General features: G+C 59.1%; 13 protein-coding genes. 10 read left to right on the top strand and 3 right to left on the bottom strand.

Annotated features, from left to right (window positions below; all coding sequences use genetic code 11):
* The first annotated feature begins 201 nt into the window (after positions 1-201).
* Together ACOTX5_RS06955 and fumA are read left to right on the top strand one after the other, a co-directional pair.
* On the top strand, positions 202-1,710 hold the full coding sequence (locus ACOTX5_RS06955; RefSeq protein ID WP_017383327.1) for an anion permease: 1,509 nt from the start codon (positions 202-204) through the stop codon (positions 1,708-1,710).
* Positions 1,711-1,765: 55 nt separating this feature from the next.
* On the top strand, positions 1,766-3,415 hold the full coding sequence (fumA, locus tag ACOTX5_RS06950) for a class I fumarate hydratase FumA (RefSeq protein WP_045910808.1): 1,650 nt from the start codon (positions 1,766-1,768) through the stop codon (positions 3,413-3,415).
* On the opposite strand, the gene ACOTX5_RS06945 is transcribed toward fumA, so the two are convergent.
* Complete coding sequence (locus ACOTX5_RS06945; RefSeq protein ID WP_045910809.1) at positions 3,404-4,309, bottom strand: LysR family transcriptional regulator; 906 nt, start codon at positions 4,307-4,309, stop codon at positions 3,404-3,406. The genes fumA and ACOTX5_RS06945 overlap by 12 nt on opposite strands.
* Positions 4,310-4,404: 95 nt before the next feature.
* Here ACOTX5_RS06945 and ACOTX5_RS06940 point away from each other — a divergent pair, with 95 nt between their 5' ends.
* The 3 genes from ACOTX5_RS06940 (at position 4,405) to ACOTX5_RS06930 (ending at position 8,057) form a co-directional block, all read left to right on the top strand.
* Positions 4,405-5,700 carry a serine hydrolase domain-containing protein gene (locus ACOTX5_RS06940; RefSeq protein WP_045333374.1) on the top strand — a complete coding sequence of 432 codons (1,296 nt, stop codon included), beginning with the start codon at positions 4,405-4,407 and terminating at the stop codon, positions 5,698-5,700.
* Positions 5,701-5,960: 260 nt separating this feature from the next.
* Positions 5,961-7,262 (top strand): MFS transporter, encoded by a 1,302-nt coding sequence (locus ACOTX5_RS06935; protein WP_017693129.1) that lies wholly within the window; start codon positions 5,961-5,963, stop codon positions 7,260-7,262.
* Between the two features lie 6 nt (positions 7,263-7,268).
* Positions 7,269-8,057: a substrate-binding domain-containing protein gene (locus ACOTX5_RS06930; protein ID WP_063438848.1), complete on the top strand. Its 789-nt coding sequence runs from the start codon at positions 7,269-7,271 to the stop codon at positions 8,055-8,057.
* Here the strand turns inward: ACOTX5_RS06930 and ACOTX5_RS06925 are convergent.
* The gene (locus tag ACOTX5_RS06925; RefSeq protein ID WP_003859540.1) at positions 8,029-8,931 is read right to left on the bottom strand and encodes a LysR family transcriptional regulator; all 903 of its coding nucleotides are present in this window, start codon (positions 8,929-8,931) and stop codon (positions 8,029-8,031) included. The genes ACOTX5_RS06930 and ACOTX5_RS06925 overlap by 29 nt on opposite strands.
* A gap of 266 nt (positions 8,932-9,197) precedes the next feature.
* Here ACOTX5_RS06925 and mtfA point away from each other — a divergent pair, with 266 nt between their 5' ends.
* Complete coding sequence (gene mtfA / locus ACOTX5_RS06920; RefSeq protein WP_003859539.1) at positions 9,198-9,995, top strand: DgsA anti-repressor MtfA; 798 nt, start codon at positions 9,198-9,200, stop codon at positions 9,993-9,995.
* On the opposite strand, the gene ACOTX5_RS06915 is transcribed toward mtfA, so the two are convergent.
* The gene (locus ACOTX5_RS06915; RefSeq protein ID WP_045910812.1) at positions 9,992-11,200 is read right to left on the bottom strand and encodes an MFS transporter; all 1,209 of its coding nucleotides are present in this window, start codon (positions 11,198-11,200) and stop codon (positions 9,992-9,994) included. The genes mtfA and ACOTX5_RS06915 overlap by 4 nt on opposite strands.
* Before the next feature lie 138 nt (positions 11,201-11,338).
* Between ACOTX5_RS06915 and ACOTX5_RS06910 the strand changes: the two genes are divergently transcribed.
* Genes ACOTX5_RS06910 through ACOTX5_RS06895 form a run of 4 tightly spaced genes read left to right on the top strand, consistent with a single transcriptional unit; the run spans position 11,339 to position 17,089 of the window.
* Positions 11,339-13,081: an IucA/IucC family protein gene (locus ACOTX5_RS06910; protein ID WP_045910813.1), complete on the top strand. Its 1,743-nt coding sequence runs from the start codon at positions 11,339-11,341 to the stop codon at positions 13,079-13,081.
* Positions 13,081-14,028, top strand: coding sequence for a GNAT family N-acetyltransferase (locus ACOTX5_RS06905; protein WP_045910814.1), 948 nt, complete (start codon positions 13,081-13,083; stop codon positions 14,026-14,028). Before ACOTX5_RS06910 ends, ACOTX5_RS06905 begins: the two co-directional genes overlap by 1 nt.
* Positions 14,025-15,767, top strand: a complete 1,743-nt coding sequence (iucC, locus tag ACOTX5_RS06900; RefSeq protein ID WP_045910815.1) for an IucA/IucC family protein — start codon at positions 14,025-14,027, stop codon at positions 15,765-15,767. Before ACOTX5_RS06905 ends, iucC begins: the two co-directional genes overlap by 4 nt.
* Positions 15,764-17,089, top strand: a complete 1,326-nt coding sequence (locus ACOTX5_RS06895; RefSeq protein WP_045910816.1) for a lysine N(6)-hydroxylase/L-ornithine N(5)-oxygenase family protein — start codon at positions 15,764-15,766, stop codon at positions 17,087-17,089. Before iucC ends, ACOTX5_RS06895 begins: the two co-directional genes overlap by 4 nt.
* Positions 17,090-17,092 lie beyond the last annotated feature (3 nt).

Genomic DNA, 17,092 nt, shown 5'->3' with positions numbered 1-17,092 from the left:
GCGATCAATAGTTATGGCATTCAAAAGAGCAATATAAAAACATCATCATTTTTTATTTAGCGCAAACCAAAATGCGTTAAATCGCTATTAGTGAAAACACAAATCCGCACCTTAAATAACTAAAAAAAGCAAAAAGGATATTTCAATCGAATTTGTGTTTTCGCCGGGCGACGAATTTTTGACAACTTAAGACGTGAAACTATGAATACAAAAACTGCTGTAACGCCTCCTGCGGCGAATCTGGCATCAAATGGAACAGCAAAACGACTGCTGATGATGGCTTTGCCCGTCATTGTTGCCGTCCTGCTGTTGTTTGTCCCCGTTCCGGAAGGGCTGCCGCCTTATGCGTGGCACTACTTCGCCATCTTTGTCGGCGTCATCGTCGGCTTAATTTTCGAACCGCTGCCGGGCGCCGTGATCGGTCTTACCGGCGTCGTGGCGATTGCGCTGTGCAGCCAGTGGGTACTCTTTAGCCCGGAACAGCTGGCTGACCCAAAATTCAAGCTGGCGGGCGCCTCCTTTAAATGGGCGGTCAGCGGGTTTGGTAACTCCACCGTCTGGCTGATTTTCGGTGCCTTTATGTTCGCCGCAGGCTACGACAAAACCCGCTTCGGCCGCCGTCTGGCGCTGATTCTGGTGAAGTACCTGGGCCGTCGCAGCCTGACGCTCGGTTACGCCATTACGTTTGCGGACCTGCTGCTGGCCCCGTTCACCCCATCCAACACCGCGCGCAGCGGCGGGACCATCTACCCGATCATCGCCAACCTGCCGCCGCTGTACGGTTCAAAACCCAATGACCCAAGCGCGCGCAAAATCGGTTCGTATCTGATGTGGGTAGCCATCACCGCGGCCTGTATCACCAGCTCGATGTTCCTTTCCGCTCTGGCACCTAACCTGCTGGCGCTGGCGCTGGTAAAAAGCACGGTTGGAATTGATATCTCCTGGGGGACCTGGTTCCTCGCCTTCCTGCCGCTGGGCATCCTGCTGATCCTGACCATGCCGCTGCTGGCCTACTGGTTCTACCCGCCGGAAGTAAAAGTGAATAACGAAGTACCGCTGTGGGCGACCCGTGAACTGGAAAAACTGGGCAAACTGTCGCGCAATGAGATCCTGCTGCTGGTGTTCGTGTGCTGTGCGCTGCTGATGTGGATCTTCGCCGCGGCGTGGATTGAACCGGCCATGGCTGCCCTGCTGATCGTTGGCCTGATGCTGTGGACCGGCGTGCTGGAGTGGAACGATATCACCGGTAACAAAGCCGCGTGGAATACCTTCGTCTGGTTCGCCACCCTGGTGGCGCTGGCGGATGGCCTCTCCTCCACCGGTTTTATCAGCTGGCTGGGTAAAGAAGGCGGCCTGCTGATGAGCGGTATCTCTCCGGGTGTCGCCACCATCGTGCTGCTGCTGGCGTTCTACCTGCTGCACTACCTGTTCGCCAGCACCACCGCGCACACCACGGCGCTGCTGCCTGCGATGCTGACCATCGCCTCCACCATTCCGGGCATGAATATGGAAGTGTTCGTTCTGCTGATGGTGACCTCGCTGGGCGTGATGGGGATCATTACCCCCTACGGTACGGGTCCAAGCCCGATTTACTACGGTAGCGGCTACCTGCCAACCAAAGACTACTGGCGCCTCGGTACCATCTTCGGTGCCATCTTCCTGGCAGCTCTGCTGCTGATTGGCTACCCGTGGATGTCCATGATGTTCTGATTCCTGACCGCCGGACTTCTCCTCCGGCGGTTTTATTTTTGTGGAGCAATACGCTATGTCAAACAAACCGTTTATCTACCAAAACCCCTTCCCTCTTGCGCACGATGACACCGAATACTATCTGCTGACCAAAGAGCACGTTTCCGTTGCCGAGTTCGACGGTCAGGAAGTGCTGAAAGTCGAGCCAGAGGCGTTGACCCTGCTGGCACAGCAGGCCTTCCACGACGCGGCATTTATGCTGCGCACCTCTCACCAGAAGCAGGTTGCGGCTATTCTGAGCGACCCGGAAGCCAGCGAGAACGATAAGTACGTTGCCCTGCAATTCCTGCGCAACTCCGAAATTGCGGCGAAAGGCGTGCTGCCAACCTGTCAGGATACCGGCACCGCGATCATCATGGGCAAAAAAGGCCAGCGCGTCTGGACCGGCGGCGGTGACGAAGCGGCCCTGAGCCAGGGCGTCTATAACACATACATTGAAGATAACCTGCGCTACTCGCAGAATGCGGCGCTGGATATGTATAAAGAGGTGAACACCGGCACCAACCTGCCCGCGCAGATCGACCTCTACAGCGTTGATGGTGACGAGTATAAATTCCTGTGCATGGCGAAAGGCGGCGGCTCTGCCAATAAAACTTATCTGTATCAGGAAACCAAAGCGCTGATCACCCCGGCGAAACTGAAAAATTATCTGGTTGAGAAGATGCGGACCCTGGGTACCGCGGCCTGCCCGCCTTACCATATCGCCTTCGTTATCGGCGGCACCTCAGCGGAAGCCACGCTGAAAACCGTCAAGCTCGCCTCTGCGCGCTACTACGATGGCCTGCCAACCGAAGGCAATGCGCACGGCCAGGCATTCCGCGACGTCCAGCTCGAGCAGGAACTGCTTCAGGAAGCGCAAAACCTCGGCCTTGGCGCGCAGTTCGGCGGGAAATACTTCGCGCACGATATTCGCGTGATCCGTCTGCCGCGCCACGGCGCCTCCTGCCCGATCGGCATGGGCGTCTCCTGCTCCGCTGACCGCAACATCAAGGCGAAGATTAACCGCGAGGGGATCTGGATTGAGAAGCTGGAGCACAATCCGGGCCAGTATATTCCTGAATCCCTGCGCCAGCAGGGAGAAGGCGACGTGGTAAGCATTGATCTGAACAAGCCGATGCCCGACATTCTGGCGCAGCTTTCCGCGCACCCGGTATCCACCCGCCTGTCGCTGAGCGGCACCATCATCGTGGCGCGTGACATCGCCCATGCGAAGCTGAAAGAGCTGCTCGACAACGGGGAAGAACTGCCGCAGTACGTTAAAGATCACCCGATTTACTACGCAGGCCCGGCGAAAACGCCAGAAGGTTACGCGTCTGGCTCCTTAGGCCCAACCACCGCCGGGCGTATGGACTCCTACGTGGACCTACTGCAATCCCACGGTGCGAGCATGATCATGCTGGCCAAAGGTAACCGCAGCCAGCAGGTCACCGACGCCTGCCATAAGCACGGCGGCTTCTACCTCGGCAGCATCGGCGGCCCGGCGGCGGTGCTGGCGCAAAACAGCATCAAGAGCCTGGAGTGCGTGGCGTATCCTGAACTGGGAATGGAAGCGATCTGGAAAATTGAAGTGGAGAACTTCCCGGCGTTTATCCTGGTGGATGACAAAGGCAACGACTTCTTCCAGCAGATCCAGAATAAACAGTGCAAAGGGTGCTCACAGCGCTGAACGTTTCCATAACGCCGGAAGCAGCGACAGCGTATCGTTGATCAACCCGCGCTTGTCGCTGCCCGGCTTCCAGATAGTGACCATCGTCTGGCTTATCCCCTGGCTGCCCACTTCGGTGGGCAGCCTTTTTACATTTTTCCACTGCGTTGCCTGAAGATGGGTCGGCAAAAACCCCCAGCCGCAGCCCTGTTCCAGCAAGCCGCGCAGCATCTCCAGTTCGTTAGTGAAAAGCGTGTGCCCTGAAATTTGCAGGCGACGGGCAACCGGCTCGTCTGACGCGGCATGCATAATCACCTGCGGCACCAGGGAGAGATCGAGCAGCGACACCGGCGACGCCACCTCCGCAAAAAGCGCCGTTGCGGCGTAAAAATCCATTTCGATCGCCCCCAGCGCCCGCCACTCCATCTCATTGCCCACGCTGCGGTTGCGCGCCTGGCAGATCCCCAGGTCGGCCTGACCGTTTGCCAGCATGGCTTCCGCCTCATCGCGTGACGCGCTGGTCAGGCTCAGGCGGATCTTTTGCGTCGCCAGCGTGGCAATCAGCGCCTGCAAAAAGGCTCTGGGGGTGAACGGATCGTAAACGAGGGCAATGTCCTGCGTCGCGCTGTCCGGCACCGATCTGGCAAACGCCTCAAACGCTTTGACCTGGCGCATCAGCAGGTGCGCCTGCCGCTGAAGCTGCTCCCCCTCCGGCGTCAGGCGCAGGCTGCGCCCCTCCCGCAGGAACAGAGCATAGCCCAGCCCATCCTCAAGGAAATCGATCAGATCCCGCAGGGTAGTACGATCTTTGCCGAGTTTACTGGCCGCCTTCATCAGGCTGCCGTGTTCAGCGACGGCAGTGAACGCCTCAAGCTGGGCAAAGGAATAGATCAGTGATGCCACGCCATTCTCCACGCAATTTTTACGGGGGATTTTCCCCCATAACGCGTTTTTTATTATAGGCCGCAGGTTCTTAAACTGAAGTCCTTCCTGAGCCAAACGAGATAAATATGAAAATCAAAACAAACCGCACGCTGCTCGCGGCGCTGGTTGTCAGTAGCCTGCTTTCGCCCGCCGTTATGGCGGCCTGCAACGGTACCGACCTCACCACCTGTCCGGCGCCTTTCGATGCCAGACTCCCGGACGCGCATACCATGCTCACCTGGAACCAGGCCGATCGCGTGGTGGGCTTTCGCAATGACTACCGCAACTACGCAGGGGATGTGTTCCGCCACGGCAACGCTACGCCGCTGCTGCCCGCAGAAAAACCGCTCACCGATGCCCGCTATCAGGTGAAGGGTAAGAGTTACACTCTTCAGGATTACCTGAAACGCCAGAACGTCAGCGGCATGCTGGTGCTGAAAAACGGCAAAGTGGCCTATAAATACCTGGGTGAAGGCAATACCGACTCAACGCTCTGGACGTCGCGTTCCGTGGGCAAATCGGTGGTCTCCGCGCTGGTGGGTGCTGCAATTAAAGAAGGGAAAATCCACTCCCTGGACGACCTTGTCACCCAATACGAACCTGACTTAAAAGGCACCGCCTGGGAGGGCGTAACGCTAAAACAGCTCATCACCCACACCTCTGGCGTGGCGTGGAACGAAGATTACACCAACCCGCAATCTGACTTCGCCCGGCTTACCGAATGCGAAGCGAAGCCGGGCACCTACAACTGCGTGCGCACCCTGGTGAAGGGGTTACACCGTGAACACCCGGCGGGCGAAAACTGGTCCTATTCCTCGGGTGGCGCCTGGCTGTTAGGCGATGTGCTTGAGCGCGCCACCGGCATGACGCTCGCGGCGTATCTGGAGAAGACCATCTGGCAGCCGTACGGCATGGCGAGCGACGGCGTGTGGCATGCCTACAGCAAAGGCCAGCACGACGTGGGTGCGCATGGGTTCAACGCCACGCTGGAAGACTGGGGGCGTTTCGGGGAGTTTATCCTGCATAACGGTACGCTGCCGGACGGGAAGCAGATCCTCCCCGAGGGCTGGGTGAAACAGTCCTCAGCCTGGACACAGGCCAAAGGATCGGTGTCCGACGCGCATCCGAAGGGGTTATACGGCTACCAGTGGTGGAACAACGAAGTACCAGCCACCGCCACACACGTGGAGCCGAAAGTCGAAAATTCGCTGAAGGATTCCCTGTGGGCGCTGGGTATATTTGGTCAGATGATCATGGTTAATCAGAAAGAAAATCTGGTTATCGTCCAGTGGTCCACCTGGCCGCAGGCAGAGCCGTCATTCAGCGCCCAGCCGCTGGAAGCGTCGCTGATGTTTAGCGCGATTGCGAACGCGCTGCGCTGATAATCCCAAGCCAGGCCCCGCCTGGCTTCTCACCTGCGCGATGTCACAAAACTGATATATCAGCAACTTAGCGAAATCGAGTAAATAAAAGATCACCGAAATGTTAAGTTATTGTTGAACATGTAAATACTGGTCAACGCTTTGTCATTAATGCACCACGCGCATCAGTCCATGCGCTATTTGCGCTTATTAATTTCCACTTCCTGATCCAGTTTTCAGAAACAGACGAGCATAACGTCACTATAAAACTGGAGATAATCATGGTTTCCTCAACCTCACCTGCAACGCTTCGTGCCAAAGCGGGCGCGATTTTCCGCGTCACGTCGGGCAACTTTCTTGAGCAATTCGACTTCTTTCTGTTCGGCTTTTATGCCACCTACATCGCCCATACTTTTTTTCCGGCAAGCAGTGAATTTGCGTCCCTGATGATGACCTTCGCCGTCTTTGGCGCGGGCTTCCTGATGCGTCCGATCGGGGCCATTGTGCTGGGGGCTTACATTGATAAAGTGGGTCGCCGTAAAGGGCTGATCGTCACCCTGTCAATTATGGCCGCCGGAACCTTCCTGATCGTGCTGATCCCTTCTTACCAGAGCATTGGCCTGTGGGCGCCGCTGCTGGTGCTGACCGGCCGCCTGTTGCAGGGTTTTTCGGCAGGCGCCGAGCTGGGCGGGGTTTCGGTTTATCTGGCGGAGATCGCCACGCCGGGCCGCAAGGGTTTCTACACCAGCTGGCAGTCGGGTAGCCAGCAGGTCGCCATTATGATCGCGGCGGCGATGGGCTTCGCCCTGAATGTGGTGCTGGAAGAGAGTGCCATTCGCGAATGGGGGTGGCGTATTCCGTTCCTGTTTGGCTGTCTGATTGTGCCGTTTATCTTTTTCCTGCGCCGCAAGCTCGAAGAGACCGAGGAATTCAGCGCCCGTCGCCACCATCTGGCAATGCGTCAGGTCTTCACAACGCTGCTCGCCAACTGGCCGGTAGTCGTCGCGGGCATGCTGATGGTGGCGATGACCACCACCGCGTTTTACCTGATCACCGTTTACGCGCCGACCTTCGGTAAAAAAGTCCTGATGCTTAGCGCGTCGGACAGTCTTCTGGTCACGCTGCTGGTGGCGGTGTCCAACTTCATCTGGCTTCCGGTGGGCGGCGCGCTGTCGGATCGCTTCGGGCGTAAACCAGTGCTGATCGCCATGACGCTGCTGGCGCTGGCGACCAGCTATCCGGCGCTGACGATGCTGGCCGCAGCCCCGAGCTTCTCAATGATGCTGACCGTGCTGCTGTGGCTCTCTTTCCTCTACGGCCTGTATAACGGCGCGATGATCCCGGCCCTGACGGAGATCATGCCAGCAGAGGTGCGCGTGGCGGGCTTCTCACTGGCTTACAGCCTGGCAACGGCGGTCTTTGGCGGTTTCACGCCGGTGATTTCGACTGCCTTAATTGAGTACACCGGCGACAAAGCCTCTCCGGGCTACTGGATGAGCTTTGCCGCCGTTTGCGCCCTGCTGGCAACGCTTTATCTCTATCGTCGTCGCACGTTAATCCTGCAAACTGCCGTTAAGGAGTGATCCCTCATGCTTACATTCAGAACGGTGATTGCCGCCCTGTCCTTCGCCACCCTCAGCGCGGGCGCGCTTGCGCAGGATGTGACGGTGATGATTTCTGGCGGCTTCAAAGCGGCGCTGGAGAAGCTGACGCCGCAGTACGAAGCGCAAAGCGGTGACAGGCTCATTGTGATCTCCGGCCCGTCGATGGGCAAAAAGCCGCAGGCCATTCCGGCCCGGCTCGCCCGGGGCGAAAAAGCGGACGTGGTGATTATGGTGGGCGATGCGCTGGCGAAACTGGAACAGGATCGCAGGACGGCGGCGGGCTCCCGCGTGGAGCTGGCGGATTCGCCCGTCGGGATGGTCGTCAAAGCGGGCGCGCCGGTGCCGGATATCAGTACGGTGCCTGCCCTGCGGCAAACGCTGCTGAAGGCGCATTCCATAGCTTATTCCGACAGCGCCAGCGGCCGGTATGTAGAGAGCCAGCTGTTCCGTAAGCTGGGCATCGACGGCCAGGTCCACGATAAAGCGCACCGGGTTGAGCGCATCCCGGTGGCGTCTGAAGTGGCAAAAGGGAAATACGATCTCGGCTTTCAGCAGGTGAGCGAGCTTCTGCCGGTCCCGGGGGTGATGTTTGTGGGTAAGTTGCCTGACGACATGCAGTACATTACCCGTTTCGCCGGAGCCGTAACGCAGAAGGCTGACCATCCCGAACAGGGAAAAGCGCTGCTGGCCTTTCTCTCTTCGCCACAGGCCGCCAGCGTCATTACGGCAACGGGCTTAACGCCCGTCAGTGCACCTCGCGATACTGCTCGGTAATTAGCGTTTCGAGTTCGGCAGCAATATAGGACTGGATCCGCCCGCGGCGGCGGATCAGCCCCACGGTTCGCCTGACTTCAGGCTCGGTTAAAGGTACCGACGTCAGCAGCGAATGCTCTGCGCGGGGCATTGACATGGCGGGAACGGCCGCAATGCCGATCCCGGCTTCAACCATCCCCAGCATGGTCGTCACGTGCCGCGTTTCGCAGATGCTGGGGCGTTCAGGCCGAATATGCCCGACCCGCTGGTCGAGAAGATTGCGGTTGCCGGAGGTCTTATCCAGACCGATATAATCCTGCTGATAAAAAGCCTGCCACGTCAGGCTTTTTCTTTTTGCAAGCGGGCTGTCGCGCCGGCAGGCGGCCACGTAGACATCCTCCACCAGCGGGACAAACTCGATGTCGGGCTGCAAACTCCGGGCAAAGCAGATACCAAAATCCGCCTGTCCGCGGGTGACGGCCTCGATAACATTTCCGGCGCTGCTGTCGATCAGTTTTATGCGCACGCGGGGGTAACGGGACTGAAAGCGGCGGATAACATCCGGCATAAAGTAACAGGCGGCGGACGGCACCGTCGCCACGGTGATTAGCCCCGTACGCTCCTCGCTGGCCTTATCGATATCCGAAAGCATGGACTCCACATCAGCAAGCAGCTGTCCGCATCGGTCGGCAAAGGTCTGTCCATACAGGGTCAGCGTGACGCGCCGGGTGGTTCTGTCGAACAGTTTTGTCCCCAGTGCCGCCTCGAGCTTTTCAATTCTGCGACTCAACGCCGACTGGGAAAGGCAGATAGACTCCGCCGCAAGACGGAAATTGCCATATTCCAGTAAAGCGCGGAAGGCATAGAGATCGTTGAGGTCAAAATTGACGGGCATACTGACGGGATCCTTAAGCACGGTAGGGTAAGAAGAGATTTATCATAGTCGCGCACGACATACTTCACAAAATGAAGGGGATACCCCTAAAGCGCTATCAACCTGACGGCACATAGTGATAGTTTATGCGGGCTGGATTCCTCTTAAACAGGCTGCCAGTCTGCATGCAGCCGAAGAGGAGTGTCATACTGCTTAACAGAGTATGTTGGCATGCTAACAGCCCCTGACCTTTCCATTTTGTTCACGTGCGAGTAACGAGCAAAGCGATGATTAAGTGGCCCTGGAAAACGAACGACGCTGGTCGAAATATGGCGCTGCCCTGGGATGAGGCTCTGGCGATCCCCGTGCTGGCGAATCTCTTGCCTGAAGAGCAATCAAAGCTGATTCAGCTGGCCGAGCGTTTTTTACAGCAAAAACGGCTGGTACCGCTACAGGGCTTCGAACTGGATCCGCTTAAAAATTCCCGCATCGCCCTGCTCTTCTGCTTGCCGGTGCTGGAGCTGGGTATCGAATGGCTGGATGGCTTCCACGAAGTGCTGATCTACCCGGCGCCGTTTATCGTCGATGATGAGTGGGAGGATGACATCGGGCTTGTGCACAACCAGCGTATGGTGCAGTCCGGGCAAAGCTGGCAGCAAGGGCCAATCATCCTCAACTGGCTGGATATTCAGGACTCGTTCGATGCCTCGGGCTTCAACCTGATCATTCACGAAGTGGCGCATAAGCTGGATACCCGCAACGGCGATCGCGCCAGCGGCGTGCCGCTGATCCCGCTGCGTGAAGTCGCGGGATGGGAGCACGACCTGCACGCGGCGATGGAAAACATTCAGGATGAGATAGACCTGGTGGGTGAAAGCGCGGCCAGCATTGATGCCTATGCCGCGACCGATCCCGCCGAGTGTTTTGCGGTACTGTCCGAGTATTTCTTTAGCGCACCTGAGCTTTTTGCCCCGCGCTTCCCGGCGCTGTGGCAGCGTTTTTGCCAGTTTTATCAGCAGGATCCGCTTCAGCGTCTGCGGCAAAGTGAGGACGCAGCCAGCACATCCTCTCATCCGTTCCACTAATGTTCAGCAGAGGTACGATCGGTCGATCGTACCCACACGCTCACCGCGAGAAACAGCAGCGCCATTCCCCATGCGGCAGTAATCAAAAACTGCTCGCCGTAAAAGCGCGTCACCACGGGTACCAGCAGCGCGCTGGCCCCGTACCCCAGCGTATGGCTGGTGGCGATCACCCCTGCGCCTTTGCCCGTCGTCAGCCGATCGTTGAGCAAAAGCTGGTATCCCGGCGTTGCCATGGCGGCCCCCAGCGAAGTGATGACAATTCCCACGTAGAACAGGGCTAAACTGGCGAGACACATCAGCCCAAGACCCGCCACCATCAAGACCGCGGCAATTAAGAGTAAAACTCTCGGGGTAAAATGCTGCGGGCGTACCACCAGAAACTGCGCCGCCAGGGTCGCCAGCGCGGCCAGGCTCAGCAGCAGCGCGACATGATGGCTGATTTGCACGGCATCGCCATTAAATAACGGGTGAAGATGCGGCGATAAACCAAGCTGCATCAGGCTGACCAGCGCCGCCAGCAGCAGTGCCAGCACCAGGAAAGGCAGCATGGAGGCCTGTAACCGCGTCGACTGGTGCGCCACCGGCGGCAACGGGGGATCGGCGGCTTCGCGCAGCACCAGCAGCAGCGCGATAAACGGCGCCACCGCCATCAGCCAGAGCGGGGCGACCGGGCTGACGCTGAGCATCAGCGCGGCCAGAGGCGGTCCCAGCAGACGCCCGCAGCTCAGGCCAGAGCTTATCGTCGCCAGCGCCGCCATCCTTTTATCCAGCCCCGCGCGTTGAATGGCCCACGTCTGGGCCGCAGGCACCAGCCCTGATACCGTCAGGCCGTAAAGCATGCGCGACAGCACCAGGCCTGCCATTCCCCAGAAGGCATTCAGCGCACCGTTCGCCATCGCCCAGACCACCAGCGCCATCACGACAAAGCTCGCCAGATAGCCGCCCAGCGAGGCCAGCATAACGATCTTACAGCCGTGCCGCTCGCTCTGGCGTCCCCACCAGGGCGAGGCGGGTAAAAAGAGCATCGAGCCGAACATCAGCAGCCCGGCCCAGACGGAGAGCGACAGTCCGGTCAGGGAGACCAGCTGCGGCAGCATAACCAGCAAACCGTTTTGCCCAATACCTAATAAACCGGCGCCCAGTGCCAGGGGCCAGTTAGTTTTGGGGGCCACAACGTCAGTGAGATTCTCAGTACGAGTGCGCATAAAATTGTGAAGATAATGTCAATAAATGTGTGGAAATTATGAAGTTTATGAAAACAAATATTGCAAAAATAGTTGCCACTGTAAACAGAATGAATATCATAACGAGAATTATTATCAGTCATGGAATGAGGTACAACTATGCGTACTCTGCCCCGCTCCGCCGGTACAGATGTTGCGGCCCAGTGTTTTTTGAACGCGCTGCTGCGCGAAACGAAGGACTGGCACTATCTTCCCGCAACCCGTGCGGATGAGTTATCGCAGATTCATATCCCGCTCTCCCCAACCCAGGCCATTCGGGTTCCGGTACGCTATTTCTCCCCCACGCAGCATCACCAGTATCGTTTTCCGGCAACGCTGATTCAGGCCGACAGCGACGGCGGTGACACGGTCACATTCCATCAACTGATTGATTTTATTATTGAAAAAGAGACGGTAAAAGGCGAACTGGATGCCGATACGCTGGCTCGCTTTAAGCAGCGCGTCCTGGAAAGCCATACGCACACCTGGCAGGCCATTGATTTACGCCACAACTGGGCAAACCTGCGCGATAAGCCGCTGACCTTTGCCAAAGCGGAACAGGCGCTGCTGGTCGGCCATGCTTTTCATCCTGCCCCAAAGTCGCACGAGCCGTTTAACGAGGCCGAAGCGCGCCGCTATCTGCCGGATTTCGCCTCCCGCTTCCCGCTGCGCTGGTTTGCGGTTGGGTATGAGCTGATTACCGGTGACAGCCTGAACGTCTCCCTGCGCGAGCGTCTGCTGCGCTTTGCCGCACAGAGCGCACCGGAGCTGCTCGGCCACTTCACCGACACCCGCTGGCTGCTGCCGATGCACCCGTGGCAGGCCGACTATCTGCTGGAGCAGGACTGGTGCCAGCGTCTGGTAGAAAAAGGCGCCCTGCGCGATCTGGGCGAAGCCGGTGCGCAATGGCTGCCCACCAGCTCTTCCCGCTCGCTGTACAGCGAAACCAACAGCGACATGATTAAGTTTTCCCTGAGCGTGCGGCTGACCAACTCCGTGCGCACGCTGTCGGTGAAAGAGGTTAAGCGCGGCATGCGCCTGGCACGGCTGGCGAAAACGGCACGCTGGCAGGAACTCCAGGCGCGCTACCCGACCATGCGCGTGATGCAGGAGGATGGCTGGGCGGGGCTGTGCGATGAGCACGGCGTCGTTCAGGAAGAGAGTCTGATGGCCCTGCGCGTCAACCTGCTGTTCGATACCCCTGAAACGCAAACCAACGTGCTGGTGAGCCTGACCCAGGCCGCGCCGGACGGCGGCGACAGCCTGCTCGCCGCGGCGGTGCGTCGTCTGAGCCAGCGTCTGGATCTCCCGCTCACCCAGTCCGCGCGCTGCTGGCTGGACGCCTACTGCGACCGGGTATTGCTTCCGCTGTTCAGCGCCGAGGCGGACTACGGTCTGGTCCTGCTGGCGCACCAGCAAAATATCCTCGTTGAGATGCAGCAGGATTTCCCCGTTGGGCTGATCTACCGCGACTGCCAGGGCAGCGCCTGGACCGAAGGGGCCGACGCGTGGCTGAAAGAGGCAGGTGAAACCGAGGTGGAAAACCGCTTCGGTGAGAGCCAGCTGCTGCGCTACTTCCCTTATTACCTGCTGCTGAACTCTACCCTTGCCGTCACCGCCGCGCTCGCCGCTGCCGGTTTCGACAGCGAAGAGAACCTGATGTCCCGCGTGCGTGACGCGCTGGCCGAACTGCGCACGACAGCGAAGCAGACCCGCTGCCTCGATTACGTGCTCGACAGCCCGACCTGGAACTGCAAAGGCAACTTCTTCTGCTACCTGCACGATCGCAACGAAAACACCATCGTCGATCCGGCGGTGATCTATTTCGACTTTAGCAACCCGTTTTATAAGGAGAAGGCGTGATGGCAAACGCGAATATCGTCCATTCCGGCTACGGCTTTCGCTGCACGGTCACGGAACAAAACCTGCCGCTGACGCTGGGTCTCGACGGCAGCGCGGTGCTGGAGCGGCTGACCGGGCTCCCGGACGGCTGGCTGGTGGACGCCCTCGACCAGCTGTTTGTTGCCGCGCCCGCCCTGACCGGCATTACCCTGCCGTGGGCAGCCTGGCAGGATGAACCTCAGGCGCAGGCGCTGTTTAGCCTCGTAAGCGGGGATTATCTGGCGCGTGAAATTTTCTGGCAGCTGCCGCTGTGGCTGAAAGGCGAACGTCCGCAGGCGAGCGGCGGAATGCAGTTTGATGAAAGCCGTCAGCTGTACTTCCCGCTGCGCCCTCACTGCCCGCAGGGCGAGGTGTATCGCCGTTACGATCCGCAGATTAAGCGCACCCTGAGCTTCCGCGTGGCGGACGTGGCGCTGGACGGCGAGCGTTTCACCCGCTGGATGAACAACCCACGCGTGAATGCCTTCTGGGAGATGGCGGGCCCGCAGGCCGAGCAGGAGAACTACCTGCGTCGCCAGCTTGATTCGACGTACTGCTACCCGGTTATCGGCTGCTTCGATGACCAGCCGTTCGGCTATTTTGAACTCTACTGGGCGGCAGAAGACCGCATTGGCCGCCACTATCGCTGGCAGCCGTTTGACCGTGGGCTGCACATGCTGGTGGGCGAAGAGAACTGGCGCGGGGCGCAGTATATCCGCAGCTGGCTGCGCGGCCTCAGCCACTATCTGTATCTTGATGAACCGCGCACGGCGCGCATTGTGGCGGAACCGCGCTTCGACAACCAGCGTCTGTTCCGCCATCTGGCGTCCGCTGGTTTCGACACGGTGAAAGAGTTCGACTTCCCGCACAAACGCTCCCGTCTGATCATGAGCGAGCGTCATCGCTTCTTCCACGAGGTGGAACTGTGAACGCACTCTGGCAGAAAGTGAACCGCGAGATGGTGGCGAAGATCCTCGCCGAACTGGAATATGAACGCACCCTGCGCGCCGAGCCGGTTACGGCGGACAACTGGCGCATCAGTATGGGCAACGCGTGCTGGCAGTTTCGCGCCACGCGTGGGATCTGGGGCTGGCTGCATATTGACCCTGACACCCTGACCACCACCAGCGGCGCGGCGGTCGAAGCGGAAAACGCGCTGCTGCAACTGGCCATCGTGCTGGAGATGAGCGACGCGCAAACGGCGGAGCACATGGAAGATCTCTACGCCACGCTGCGGGGTGACATGCAGCTGTTGCAGGCGCGTGAAACGCTGGATGCCGATGCGCTGATCCACCTCGACCCGGACGAACTACAGTGCCTGATGCGCGGTCACCCGAAGTTTATTTTCAACAAGGGACGCCGCGGCTGGGGGCTGGATGCCCTGCGCCTGTACGCGCCGGAATATCGCGGGCGTTTCCGCCTGCACTGGGTCGCCGTGCAGCGCGAGCGTCTGGTCTGGAGCAGCGACGCCGATTGCGATATTAACGCCCTGCTCTCCAGCGCCATGGACGATGCCGAGCGCGAGCGGTTCGACGCCCGCTGGCAGGAGCTGGATCTGAACAACAGCTGGCTGCCGGTGCCGCTGCACCCGTGGCAGTGGCAGCAAAAAATTGCCATTCATTTCCTGGCGCAGCTCGCGCGCGGTGAGATGGTAGAACTGGGTGAGTTCGGCGATGAGTATCTGGCGCAGCAGTCCCTGCGCACGCTGACCAACGCCAGCCGTCGCGCGCCGTATGACATCAAGCTGCCGCTGACCATCTACAACACCTCCTGCTACCGCGGTATTCCGGGCAAGTATATCGCCGCCGGTCCGCTGGCCTCGCGCTGGCTACAGCAGCAGTTCGCCAGCGATGCCACGCTGATTCACTCCGGGGCGCAGGTGCTTGGCGAACCCGCAGCCGGATATCTGTCGCATCCGGGTTATGCCGCATTGCCTGAGGCGCCGTACCGCTATCAGGAGATGCTGGGGGTGATCTGGCGCGAGAACCCATCCTGCTATTTACAGGATGGCGAACAGGCGGTGCTGATGGCGGCGCTGATGGAAACCGATAACCAGGGGCGCCCGCTGATTGACGCGTGGATCAAACGCTCGGGGTTAACCGCTGACGCATGGCTGGAAAAGCTGTTTGAGGCGACGGTGATCCCCTTCTATCACCTGCTCTGTCGCTACGGGGTGGCGCTCATCGCCCACGGCCAGAACGTCACGCTGGTGATGAAAGATTACGTTCCGCAGCGCATTTTGCTGAAGGATTTCCAGGGCGACATGCGCCTGGTGGATGAAGATTTCCCGCAGGCGCAGAGCCTGCCGGAGCAGGTAAAAGCGGTGACGGCGCGCCTCAGCGCGGATTACATCATTCACGACCTGCAAACCGGCAACTTTGTTACGGTGCTGCGCTTTATATCCCGCCTCACCCTGCAATGCGGCGTGAGCGAACCCCGCTTCTATCAGATCCTGGCGCTGGTGTTACGTCGCTATATGGCCGCCCATCCGGATCTTGCAGCGCGCTTCGCCAAATTCGACCTGTTTAAGCCGCAGATTATTCGTGTGATCCTCAACCCGGTCAAACTGACCTTCTCTGAACACGACGGCGGCAGCCGCATGCTACCGAACTACGTCTGCGATCTTGATAACCCTCTTTTTCTGGTCTCCCAGGAGTCAGCGCAATGAAAACCTATGATTTCATCGGCATTGGTATCGGTCCGTTCAACCTCAGTATTGCCGCGCTGGCAGAGGGGCTGGACGGTTTTAGCTCGCTGTTTCTTGAACGCAAGCCGCACTTCTCCTGGCACCCGGGGATGATGGTGCCGGACTGCCATATGCAGACCAGCTTCCTGAAGGATCTGGTCAGCGCCGTGGAGCCTACCAACCGCCACAGCTTCCTGAACTATCTGGTACAGCGCAAAAAGTTCTACCGTTTCCTCACCACCGAGCAGCGCACCGTCTCGCGCGAGGAGTTTGCCGACTACCTGTGCTGGGCGGCGGATAACCTCACTAACCTGGCCTTCAGCCAGCAGGTACAGCAGGTCCGCTTTGATGAGCAAAACGGCCTGTTTGAGGTCGTGACCCAGCGGGATCGCTTCCTGGCGCGCCACGTCTGCGTGGGGATTGGGAAGCAGATCAATCTCCCAGACTGCGTCACCGCGCAGGACGACACCTGCTTCCACGCCAGCGAAATGATGCTGCGCATGCCAGATTTAGCGGGCAAGCGCGTCACCGTGGTCGGCGGTGGCCAGAGCGGTGCCGATCTGTTTTTAAATATCTTCCGTGGCGAATGGGGCCAGCCGCTGAGCCTCAACTGGGTGTCGCGCCGCAACAACTACAACGCGCTGGATGAAGCCGCGTTTGCTAACGAATATTTCACGCCGGAGTACGTGGACAGCTTCTCGACCCTTGGTGACGACGCCCGACGTCAGATGTTGCAGGAGCAGAAGATGACCTCCGACGGGATCACCACGGAGTCGCTGCTGGCCATCTATCGCGCCATGTATCACCGCTTCGAAGTGCTGCGCGAAAAACCCTGGGCGCACCTGATGCCGTCCCGCTCGGTGACGGCGCTGACGCGCCAGGAAACCGGACATCGCCTCAGCATCCAGCATCACCTGGACGGCGGGCGCGAACAGCTGGAAAGCGACGTGGTGATTTTCGCCACCGGCTACCGCGCCGTACAGCCCGCGTTTCTCGCCCCGCTCTCTTCCCGACTGCGTCTGGATGAGGATGAAGCCTTCTGCATCAACAACGATTTTACCCTTGAATGGGACGGCCCGCAGAGCAACCGCCTGTTTGCCGTCAATGCCGGGATGCACCGTCTCGGTATTGCCGAACCCCAGCTCAGCCTGATGGCCTGGCGCGCGGCGCGAATTTTGAATCGCGCTCACGATGACGAGCCGTTTGAGCTGGCAACCACCCCCGGCGTGATCCACTGGCGGAGCACCACCAGCCCGGAGAGCAGCCAGGTTTTTAAATCATTAATAAAGACCACCGAGTACTGACAC

The sequence above is a fragment of the Enterobacter cloacae complex sp. IR5441 genome, from assembly GCF_049238215.1.
Classification (GTDB): Bacteria; Pseudomonadota; Gammaproteobacteria; order Enterobacterales; family Enterobacteriaceae; genus Enterobacter; species Enterobacter hormaechei_C.
Note: the sequence above shows the minus strand (reverse complement) of the source record. Positions and strands in the feature narration are given on the sequence as shown.